This is a genomic window from Levilactobacillus fujinensis (genome assembly GCF_003946335.1).
Lineage (GTDB): Bacteria > Bacillota > Bacilli > Lactobacillales > Lactobacillaceae > Levilactobacillus > Levilactobacillus fujinensis.
This window is the reverse complement of record NZ_RHNX01000053.1, coordinates 1-10,496: the sequence shown is the minus strand read 5'-3', so window position 1 is coordinate 10,496 and position 10,496 is coordinate 1. Positions and strand designations below refer to the sequence as shown.

General features: G+C 47.0%; 9 protein-coding genes. 8 read left to right on the top strand and 1 reads right to left on the bottom strand.

Annotated elements, in window-relative coordinates; all coding sequences use genetic code 11:
* Positions 1-489 precede the first annotated feature (489 nt).
* Positions 490-1,149 (bottom strand): DUF1361 domain-containing protein, encoded by a 660-nt coding sequence (locus EKM89_RS12935; protein ID WP_125689147.1) that lies wholly within the window; start codon positions 1,147-1,149, stop codon positions 490-492.
* A gap of 247 nt (positions 1,150-1,396) precedes the next feature.
* Here EKM89_RS12935 and cdaA point away from each other — a divergent pair, with 247 nt between their 5' ends.
* The 8 genes from cdaA to EKM89_RS12895 form a co-directional block, all read left to right on the top strand.
* Entirely contained in the window at positions 1,397-2,245 is an 849-nt protein-coding gene (gene cdaA, locus EKM89_RS12930) for a diadenylate cyclase CdaA (protein ID WP_125689145.1), read from the top strand.
* Positions 2,245-3,216, top strand: a complete 972-nt coding sequence (locus EKM89_RS12925; protein WP_125689143.1) for a CdaR family protein — start codon at positions 2,245-2,247, stop codon at positions 3,214-3,216. Before cdaA ends, EKM89_RS12925 begins: the two co-directional genes overlap by 1 nt.
* A 34-nt stretch (positions 3,217-3,250) precedes the next feature.
* Positions 3,251-4,606, top strand: a complete 1,356-nt coding sequence (glmM, locus tag EKM89_RS12920) for a phosphoglucosamine mutase (RefSeq protein WP_125689141.1) — start codon at positions 3,251-3,253, stop codon at positions 4,604-4,606.
* Between the two features lie 367 nt (positions 4,607-4,973).
* On the top strand, positions 4,974-6,791 hold the full coding sequence (gene glmS, locus EKM89_RS12915) for a glutamine--fructose-6-phosphate transaminase (isomerizing) (protein ID WP_125689139.1): 1,818 nt from the start codon (positions 4,974-4,976) through the stop codon (positions 6,789-6,791).
* A gap of 544 nt (positions 6,792-7,335) precedes the next feature.
* On the top strand, positions 7,336-7,458 hold the full coding sequence (locus EKM89_RS14330) for a hypothetical protein (RefSeq protein WP_125689137.1): 123 nt from the start codon (positions 7,336-7,338) through the stop codon (positions 7,456-7,458).
* A gap of 340 nt (positions 7,459-7,798) precedes the next feature.
* On the top strand, positions 7,799-8,503 hold the full coding sequence (nagB, locus tag EKM89_RS12905) for a glucosamine-6-phosphate deaminase (protein ID WP_225421890.1): 705 nt from the start codon (positions 7,799-7,801) through the stop codon (positions 8,501-8,503).
* Positions 8,504-8,604: 101 nt separating this feature from the next.
* Complete coding sequence (locus EKM89_RS12900; RefSeq protein ID WP_125689134.1) at positions 8,605-10,041, top strand: glycoside hydrolase family 73 protein; 1,437 nt, start codon at positions 8,605-8,607, stop codon at positions 10,039-10,041.
* Positions 10,042-10,329: 288 nt separating this feature from the next.
* On the top strand, positions 10,330-10,496 hold a 167-nt coding region (locus EKM89_RS12895; protein WP_164510493.1), incomplete at its 3' end, for a helix-turn-helix domain-containing protein.

Sequence of the window (10,496 nt, the reverse complement as noted above, 5' to 3'; positions counted from 1 at the left end):
GTACAAAAAAGAGGCCCAATTCGTAAATGAATTGAACCTCCGAAATTCCCTCCATCAACACCGGTTGACAAAGAGCCGGTATAAGCAGGTGATACCTGATCTCCGATGGGTTGCGCTTACCCGTAGTAGGAAAAATATAATTGTGAGCGCGAGATGAAGCGGGTGAATGGTTTGGCTGGCAGTATGCTTATCTAGGTCAACGGTCAGGAGGATGTAGAGACGCGCCAGTAGGAATTGTCACTCGCAAATTAGTGGCGCACCGGCTGTCAGAGATTTCGTTTGCTGTGGGGAAACGCCTCCGATTCTGATTGTGCACGTCAATTTTGGCTTTCAGAGGGGAGGCCCTTTACCGAAAAAAGAACCAAAACAGCTTATAACCAAGAAGGTCGAAGTGTTTTAATTCATCAATGGATTAACATTTAATTTTGGGCAATAAGTTCTTGTAGCCAAGGTGGTCCCATCTTTAATCCCATGGCGCAAGTTTAAGTTCTAATCGTCAACTGTCTGCCGGCTATTGGTCATAATGAGATAGAGTACCCAGTAACAGAAGAGCTGGATCAGCGTCATCAATCCCACGAAGATCCACATATTTGGCGTCCACATGTCCATTAGCGGCCGAATAAACTGCTCGGGGTTTAGAAACAAGTAAACGGTGTGAATCCGCAGAAATCGTCCAATGTAGAGGCCAACTGACGTGAGAAAAGTCAACACAATCACAGTCAGTACACGAACGGCGGTGTTTCCCTTGCCCAACCTGAGACTAATGCATTCACTGACATAATTGAGGCTCCAAAAGCCCAGAAACGAACAGCTGATGGCACTAATGATCATGTACGTAAAGTAGATCCACAAGTGTGGGGTGACCCGCAACAATCCGGTGACGGCATAGGGTTGCAGTAAGGATAGGTGGAACAGATCTGTCAATAGATAGGGCGCATTGGGATAGAACAGCAGCCAAACGATGATTAGCGGCCAAAACAGCCATGCTTTTGGTCGCTGCCGTCCGATATGGAAGCTCAGCTCAATGGGGATGTAGCCCAAGAAGGTGTTAAGGATTAAGAAGGAAAACGGGTCCTTTGCGCGGAAAAAAAGAAAAATTAGCCACGCCACAAAGAAGATCCGAATTTCCCATCGGGCACGCCGATTCATAAGCCATCACCAATCCTTTCGCCAAGTTTCTACTTCCATTCTACAGCGAAATCGCTGACAGTAAATAGAATATGACTTCTATGGTAACAGATTATTTTCCTGAAAATAACTCACCGATTATACTTTAAGGAATCCGTAAGTTTTGGCCGCCGTTTCCGGTGACTTTCCACGACTTGTTGGGATTCGAGGCGAAATGTTGAGGCCGCCGTGCTATAATAAAATTTGAATTCGATTTGGAGGGAAAGTCATGAACCTAGATTGGGGAAAACTCCTTACGTTAGGGAATTTAGTCAACCTACTCGACATCTTGGTCGTTTGGTTCGTCATTTATGAGCTGATTGTGATGCTTCGTGGAACCAAGGCGATTCAGCTCTTTCGTGGCGTAATCCTGATCTTGATCGTTAAGTTCATTAGCACTTACGTGGGGTTGAATACGGTATCGTGGTTGGTCGACTTGGTCATCAACTGGGGTGTTATCGCGATTATCATTGTCTTTCAACCGGAAATTCGGCGGGGACTGGAACACTTGGGTCGCGGGTCGATTTTTGTGCGGGTTCGCCACGAGAATGAAGCGGCAACCAAGATGATTGAAGGCTTGGATAAAGCCATTCAGTACATGTCTAAGCGGCGAATTGGGGCGTTAATGACCATTCAACGGGATACCGGGCTGGAAGACTATATCGAGACTGGTATCAAATTAGACGCGGAGTTGACCGGCGAACTGTTGATCAATATTTTTATTCCGAATACGCCACTTCATGATGGGGCGGTCATCATTCGGGATAATCGAATCGCCGTTGCGGCGGCGTACCTTCCCTTGTCCGAGAGCAATCTGATTCCGAAGGAACTGGGGACGCGGCACAGAGCGGCGGTCGGTATTTCTGAAGTGACGGATGCGTTGACCATCGTCATTTCAGAAGAAACTGGTGAAGTGTCGATTACGAAGAACAATGAGTTGCTTCGTGGATTAACGCAAGCTGATTACCTGAAGTTTTTACGTAATGAATTGGTTAATGAAGAAGCCACTAATGATGGGAACTTCTTAGTTAAGGCGCTCGATTGGTTCGATGAGCGCTTCCGAGGGGGGCGGCGCTAATGAAAAATGAGCGTTACACCACGTGGCTGTATCGAATCCTAGCTCTGATTTTAGCGGTATTGCTGTTTTTCTACGTCAATAGTACTAAGTCGAGCTCAAGTAATTCGCAGTCGACCAATTCGACCAATAACACGTCCCTGACGGCAACCAAGACAATGACGGTCTCAGTGCCGCTACAGTTGAACGTGAATAGTAACAAGTACTTTGTGACCGGGTACCCGCAGAAAGTTAAAGTGACCTTGCGGGGGCCATTGGCGTTAGTCACAACGACCGCTAACACGCAGAATTTTAAGGTTTATGCGGCACTGAGTAATCTGGGTGTGGGGAAGCATAAGGTGACCCTACATCAAGAGGGCTTGAATCATGAGATTGAGTCGACTATTTCACCGTCGAAGATCTCGGTGGATATTGAGCCACGGCGGACCGTGTCCTTCCCAGTAAAGGTTCAGTACAATAGTCGCAATATTGCGGCCGGGTATACCGCTGGTAAGGCGACGACAGATACCACGACCGTGAAGGCGACTGGCGCGGCCAACGAGATTTCACGTGTCAAGCAAGTCGTCGCACAGTTGACGGTGCCACAGAATACTAAGAAGACGGTCAGCAGTCAAGCCGTTATCGAGGCACTCGACAATAGTGGCAAGACGGTTAACGTCATTTTGACCCCGTCCACGACCACGGTTAATTTGCCGGTGACGTCCGATGGTCAGAGCAAGAAGGTCAGTCTGAATTTAAATGCGCAAAATGGCTCGTCCGGAACGACGTACAAACTAACTAGTAACGTGAACAAGGTCACGGCTTATGGGAGCGCAGCGGAGCTTAAAGCGCTGGATCAAGCGACCGTAGATGTCGACGTTAGTGATGTCAAAAAGACGGCGACGAAGACGGTGACCCTCGATGCTAGCGATAATAATGTCACAGCTTTTGATCCGACGACAGTTAAGGTCACGGTCAAGGCTGTCTCAAAATAACGAAAAACAAAGTTGAGAAATGAGGAATTTTACGATGAAGTATTTTGGAACCGATGGTGTGCGCGGGGTTGCTAATCAGGAATTAACGCCCGAATTAGCTTTTAAAGTTGGCCGTTTTGGTGGGTACGTGTTGACCCAACACGCAGATAGTCAAAATGCACATCCCCAAGTCTTAGTTGCACGGGACACCCGAATCTCTGGTCAATTGTTGGAAAACGCATTGGTTGCTGGTTTACTTTCCGTGGGAATCGAGGTTTTGCGGTTAGGCGTTATCTCTACGCCAGCTGTTGCTTACTTGGTCCGGACACAGGGCGCCGCTGCCGGGGTCATGATTACGGCTTCCCACAATCCCGTTGAATATAATGGGATCAAGTATTTTGGGAGCGACGGTTACAAGCTGTCCGATGAGATGGAAGAAGAAATCGAAGCCCTCTTGGATGGTGAAAAGGATGAATTGCCACGGCCAACTACGGATGGGTTGGGGACGGTTGAAGACTACTCTGAAGGTAGCCAAAAGTACATTCAGTTCTTGGAACAAACCATCGCTGACGACTTGGATGGCCTACACATCGCTGTTGACTCTGCTAACGGGGCCACTAGTGGTTTAGTTTCACGGCTATATGCTGACCTGAACTTGGACTTTGATACGATCGCCACGACACCAAATGGGTTAAATATTAACGCCCAAGTTGGTTCGACGCATCCGGAGCAACTACAAAAGTTTGTGCTGGAAAAGGGTGCCCAAATCGGGTTGGCCTTTGACGGTGACGGTGATCGGTGTATTGCGGTCGATGAGGCTGGCAACATTGTCGATGGGGACAAGATCATGTACATTTGTGGCAAGTACATGGCTGAACATGGTCGTCTGAAGAAGGATACAATCGTGACGACGGTCATGAGTAACCTGGGAATGTACAAGGCCATGGCTGCCCACGAGCTGAAGTCAGTTAAGACGAAGGTCGGGGACCGTTACGTGGTTGAAGAAATGCTCAAGTCTGGATACAATCTAGGTGGCGAACAGTCCGGTCACATTGTTTTCTTGGACTTCAATACGACTGGTGATGGCCTGCTGACCAGTTTACAACTGTTGCATATCATGAAGGTCACGGGCAAGAAGTTGTCCGAGTTAGCCGCTGACGTGACGACCTATCCCCAAAAACTAGTGAACATCAAGGTTGCCGATAAACAAGCAGCTTTGGAGAACCCTCAAGTTCAAGCGATGATCGCGACCGTTGAAAAGGAAATGAACGGCGATGGCCGAGTCTTAGTTCGTCCTTCCGGGACGGAACCCCTCCTACGGGTCATGGCGGAAGCCCCAACTGAAGAAATCGTTGCGGGTTACGTTGACCGGATCGCAGACGTTGTGCGGGCCGAAGTTGGCGTGGACTAACTTATAATTGTGCGGAATCTGGATCAAATGATCTGGATTCTTTTTTTACAGAAAATATTTCTAAACAAAATAATTACTGAATGCTTTCTTTTCATGGGATGATGATGTGGCTGTCTAACCTTTGCTAGTCAAGGTGTTAGCCACACACGACAGTTATGAAAAATAATTATGAAAATAATCATAGACCATTCTGGATTTTTATAATTGACAACATTACTTAAACGCTGTAAAGTATAGTCATTCAGAAATGTTTTTCAGCTGGTTTCAGTCTATACCAATTCTGAAGAAAACTGATACATTTTCAATCATAAAACTATCCGACCCTTTCGGTAAGCCGAAACTGGTGTCGAGCAAAGGAAGAAAAATTATGTGTGGAATTGTTGGAGTTACGGGTAATGACAATGCCGTTAAGATTTTAGTTGACGGGCTTCAAAAGTTGGAATACCGCGGCTACGATTCAGCCGGAATTTACGTTAACGACCAAAAGGGGCAAGATTACTTAGTAAAGACTAAGGGTCGGATTGCCGAATTACGGTCAAAGATCACACCAGAAGTCCACGGATCAACTGGAATCGGGCATACACGTTGGGCAACTCATGGTGTGGTTAGTGTGGACAACGCGCACCCCCATTTCTCTAACGACGACCGGTTCTACCTGGTACACAACGGGGTTATTGACAACTTCCAGGAATTAAAGGCAAAGTACTTGAGTGATGTGCCTTTCAGAAGCCAAACGGACACCGAAGTTGTTGTTCAATTGATCGACAAGTTTGCCGTGGAAGATAACTTGGACGCGAAGCAAGCCTTCCTGAAGACGTTGAGTCTCTTAAAAGGGTCCTCATACGCCTTTCTGATGATGGACCGCGAACAACCAGATACGTTATTCGTCGCAAAGAGTAAGAGCCCTCTGTTAATCGGTGTTGGTGACGGGTTTAATGTGGTCTGTTCCGACGCCTTGGCTATGTTGCGTGAAACGCATGAGTTCTTGGAACTGATGGATGGTGAAGTGGTTACCATTACGCCAGACAAGGTTGCCATTCAAGATGCCGACGGTAATGCCGTAGAACGGAAGCCATTCCACGTTGACATGAACGCCGACGAAACCGATAAAGGGACTTACCCATTCTACATGTTGAAAGAGGTTGACGAACAACCTAACGTGATGCGTAAGTTGGCGCAAACTTACTTGTCAGAACATGGCGAACCACAATTTGACAGCAAGCTGATCGACGCAATGCGGGCGGCTGACCGTTTGTACATTGTGGGTGCTGGGACCAGCTACCACGCTGGCTTAGTTGGAAAGCGGCTATTTGAAAAATTGGCACACATCCCAACGGAAGTTCACGTGTCCTCTGAATTTGCCTACGAACAACCAATGCTGTCCGAGAAACCATTCTTTATCTTCTTGACGCAGTCTGGTGAAACGGCAGATAGTCGGGAAGTACTGGTTAACGTTAATGATGCGGGCTATCCGAGTCTGACTATCACCAACGTTCAGAACTCCACGTTGTCTCGTGAAGCAGACTTTACGCTGTTGCTACATGCCGGTCCTGAAATTGCCGTGGCTTCAACCAAGGCTTACACCGCCCAGATTGCATTGGAAGCTATCTTGGCAAAGGCATTGGGTGAAGTAACGGGTCAAATCGTTGCGCAAGACTTCAACATCCGTCAACAGTTAGGGTTAGTTGCTACCGGGATGCAAGCGATTGTCGACGAAAAGGACAAATTGGAAAAGATCTCCAATGACTACTTAATGGATACGAACCGGGCCTTCTACATCGGTCGGGGACTCGACCACGCCGTTTCTCTGGAAGCTGCCTTGAAGCTCAAGGAAATCTCTTACATCCAGTGTGAGGGATTTGCCTCCGGTGAATTGAAGCATGGGACGATTGCCTTGATCGAAAAGGACACGCCAGTTATCGGCTTCATCACCCAGGCAAAGACTGCTGGCTTGACTCGGAGCAACCTACAAGAAACGATTGCTCGTGGTGCGAAGACCATGACCATCGTGCGTGAGGGCTTAGCCATGGATGACGATGACCTGATCTTGCCTGACGTTGACGAAATGTTGATGCCACTGTTGAGCGTTGTGCCAGCCCAGTTGTTAGCTTACTACACCAGTCTGAACAAGGGATTGGATGTTGATAAGCCACGGAACTTGGCTAAGAGTGTTACGGTTGAGTAATTAAAAACTGTTTTTGGAGAGCGGCCAGTTTAGTTGGTCGCTCTTTTTGTGGTTAGGCTTGTATTGGGCTGACTGCACGACTACCGCCTTATGAGGATGGTCGTAGCTAAAGGGTGAATTGGAGTGAGCTACCAAGAGTCTATTTTTCTAAATTCGCCCGAGGCCTAGACTAGCGAAACTTGCGCCAGTCTAGGCCATCTTCTAAGATTGTCACTGTTTCTGGTTGCTTATCATAACCGATTTAAACGTTAAGCTCAGAATGCCTATGTAGCTAGCTTCTATGTAATATTGCTATAGATAGGTAGCATGGTGTGTTTCTTCTAGGCTATGATAGTTGGTGGGAGGTTCCACTGGTAGTATAGGGTTGTGGATCCATTTCCAATCAAACTCTGTCAGCAAGACAAGCCATCTGTCCTGATTATCGGCGGAGAAGCCGAAAATCCGAGTGATGTGGGAGTCACCGCTCAGATTCCCTTTACTTGCGAAAAAAAGATTTTCGTTGTATAGTACGTTCAAATGTAAAATGAAAATGTAGGTGAAAACAATGAAGTATACAAAACGGGTTGATGCCCATAAAAATCAGAAACAACGGGACGCAACGTTTGAAAAATTCCGGAAACAGCAAAATGAATTAAGCGCCAATCGTCGTGGTATTCGGCGGAAGTAGGACGACATCGGAAGACGGTGGCGCCCTTTTTTGTACGGTCAGTGGGGATTAGGTGCTTGCTGGATAAATAGTTTTCTGAGATGTAAATGGTTAGGAGACAAGTCGCGCTTAACTGGTGTAAGAAAATTTAGAAGAATGTTTTTCAGTTAAAGGAGAGTTGGAAGAACATGTATTTGTTTCAATAATTAGCCAACTTAATTATAGTTTTCAGGTTTAAAGATATATTTCAAGCCGATTCAGATGACTTGAGCAAAAAGCTTGCAAAACTGGTCTAGAGCATTTATAATTGGACTATACCATTAAGAGAGGGAGACTGAATGATATGAAACAATTGACGAATATGAATGTACAGGTTGTTAGTGACAAGCAAGCAGGGGGCCGAGCTGGTTTTAAGGTCTTTGAGCAGGCATTAGCCAAGGGCGCTAAGGTTCTGGGATTAGCTACAGGGAGCACACCGGTAACCATTTATGAACAACTGGTGGCCAGCAACCTGGATTTCAGTCAATTAACCTCAGTTAACCTAGACGAATACGTGGGGTTGAATGCAGACCATCCACAAAGCTACCATTACTTTATGCAACAACATTTATTCAACGCGAAGCCGTTTGCTAAGTCTTATGTACCAGACGGGACAAATGCCGATGCTGCAGCAGAAACGAAGCGTTACGACGACATCATTAAAGAAAATCCAATTGACTTACAACTGCTAGGTTTAGGTCAAAATGGGCACATTGGCTTCAATGAACCCGGGACTGATCCCGAATCAACGACGCATAAAGTGGCTTTAACCGAATCGACCATTGCTGCGAACGCGCGCTTCTTCGACAACGCCGATGAAGTTCCCCGTTTCGCCTATTCCATGGGCGTGGGTTCCATTCTTCAAGCGAAACAGATTCTGATTGTTGCATACGGTGAAGCCAAGGCCGCTGCCGTTGCTGCTATGGTTCAAGGCCCAATCACGCCGGACGTGCCAGCCAGCTATTTGCAGACTCATCCGAACGTCACCGTCATTCTTGACGAGGCCGCTGCTAGCCAGTTAGACTAGGTGGTAAAATTAACCAAGTTTCTGCATAAAATTTTCTTTCTCCGAGTTGCCGTGGTATGGTATTCTTGTCCTGAAAGCGATTTTAAGGGGGAACTTGTAAGATGAAACGAACGAAATGGTGGCTTGTGGCTGTACTCTTCGTGGGAGCAGTCACGGGTGGCCTCAGTATCACGAACAGTCATGCGGCAACGACGAATCCCCAGGCCTTTATTTCGCAGTTAAAGAGTCCGGTGCAGACGGTTGCCAATCAGTATAAGTTGTATCCGTCAGTTATGATGGCTCAGGCGGCGTTAGAGAGTGGTTGGGGGACCAGTGCACTAACGACTCAGGCAAACAATTACTTTGGAATCAAAGGCAGTTATAATGGGCAATCTATAACCATGCAGACAGCGGAGTATGATGCAAACGGACAACTGTATTACACCAATGCTAGTTTTCGGAAATACCCGAACGCTAAGGCCTCGATGACGGATAATGCTACGCTGCTTCGTAACGGGACGAGCTATAACCCAGCTATTTATAGCGGAACTTGGCGCGAAAACGCGGCGACGTATGCGGATGCGGCCAATGCGCTGACCAACACCTATGCGACGTCGCCGGTCTATGGCAGTAGTCTGATTTCGTTGATTCAGCAGTACAATTTAAATAGTTTGGATGGTAATGCAAGCAGTTCGAGCTCCAGTTCGAGTGCCAGCAGCAGTTCGTCCAGCAGTTCCAGTACGACTAAGCCAGTAGTTTATGATAGCGCCAAGTATTACGGTGGCGACAGTGGCCAAACTGGGCGACTCAGCAGCAAGTATGCGAGCTACCGGCTCTACAACCATATTAAGGGAACCCGGGCCAGTGTGAAGAAGACGGCTTGGACAAAGGTAAGTGCCACAATTGGCAAGTCAGTTTACCTAGACATGCGTGGTGTTAAACAGTCAGCAACAACCGGGAAGAAAACAACGTGGTATCGTATCCGCTTCAGCAAGAGTGCGACCGCGAAGAAGTATTGGGTCTACGACAATGCGTTGACCTTGCCGACGGTGAAATATAAAAAGGGTGCAGCAACGGTCAAAGTTGACAGTGCATCCAGCGGCTACTATTACGATCACGTCTATAATTCACCGTACCTGGCGAAGGCCGTGGGGCAACTTAATCAGTTGACCGCCAAGAATTATGCGGCCGATAACCAAGCGGTGCGAACCCAAGACGGGATTAAGAGTACTTGGTATCGCATTAAGGTTGGTACGAAGAAGTATTGGGTCGCTGCTGGGGAACCAGCTGTGAGTCCCCAGTATGATGCCGTTGCATATTCGGCAGTCACGGGCACGAAAAAGCTCAGCAGTAAGTTTAGCAAATATAGTTTGTATAACCACGTCAAGAAGACCCATTTCGACCAGCAGACATTCAATTGGCCTGCCGGAAGCAAGCAGGGAACTAAGGTAACCGTAAACTTACGGGGGATTAAGACGGCGTATAAGACGACCTGGTACCGTATTCAGTTCAGTGGGAATAAAACCAACTACTGGGTTGATGCACGGGCACTTAGTTAAGCGCAACAAACTAACCGCCTTATGTCCCACGTTTCGGCACCATAGTGGCGTAAATAAAAGTTGCTCCTTTCAGAATCTAATAGTTCTGAAAGGAGCAACTTTTTGAGTTATGTCCCACTCTCTTTTGTTAGGAATGGGACTGTATAGAGTAATCGCCAAATATTCCCTTCAAACAGTTACTAATTTTGGACGGCGAATTTTATAATCAAGTTAGCCACTTAGAATTTAGGACAAAATAAATACACCAAGACGTAAATCTCAGGTATCATTGGAGTTCTCACACAAACAATGAAAGAGGTCTTCGTCTTGATGCAAGAACAGCTTACCATGAATCGTCCTAAGGGTCACCACTTAACTTTGAAAGAGCGCGGAAACATTGAGGTCTACTTCAATCACGACGAGTATTCTCGGCGTAAGATTGCCGAACTAATTGGCGTTAGCCCGCAGACCATAAA

Bases quoted from the DNA above. Each gene is read 5' to 3' on its own strand.
- EKM89_RS12935 (WP_125689147.1), bottom strand. From the start codon at position 1,149: ATGAATCGGCGTGCCCGATGGGAAATTCGGATCTTCTTTGTGGCGTGG.
- cdaA (WP_125689145.1), top strand. From the start codon at position 1,397: ATGAACCTAGATTGGGGAAAACTCCTTACGTTAGGGAATTTAGTCAAC.
- EKM89_RS12925 (WP_125689143.1), top strand. From the start codon at position 2,245: ATGAAAAATGAGCGTTACACCACGTGGCTGTATCGAATCCTAGCTCTG.
- glmM (WP_125689141.1), top strand. From the start codon at position 3,251: ATGAAGTATTTTGGAACCGATGGTGTGCGCGGGGTTGCTAATCAGGAA.
- glmS (WP_125689139.1), top strand. From the start codon at position 4,974: ATGTGTGGAATTGTTGGAGTTACGGGTAATGACAATGCCGTTAAGATT.
- EKM89_RS14330 (WP_125689137.1), top strand. From the start codon at position 7,336: ATGAAGTATACAAAACGGGTTGATGCCCATAAAAATCAGAAACAACGG.
- nagB (WP_225421890.1), top strand. From the start codon at position 7,799: ATGAATGTACAGGTTGTTAGTGACAAGCAAGCAGGGGGCCGAGCTGGT.
- EKM89_RS12900 (WP_125689134.1), top strand. From the start codon at position 8,605: ATGAAACGAACGAAATGGTGGCTTGTGGCTGTACTCTTCGTGGGAGCA.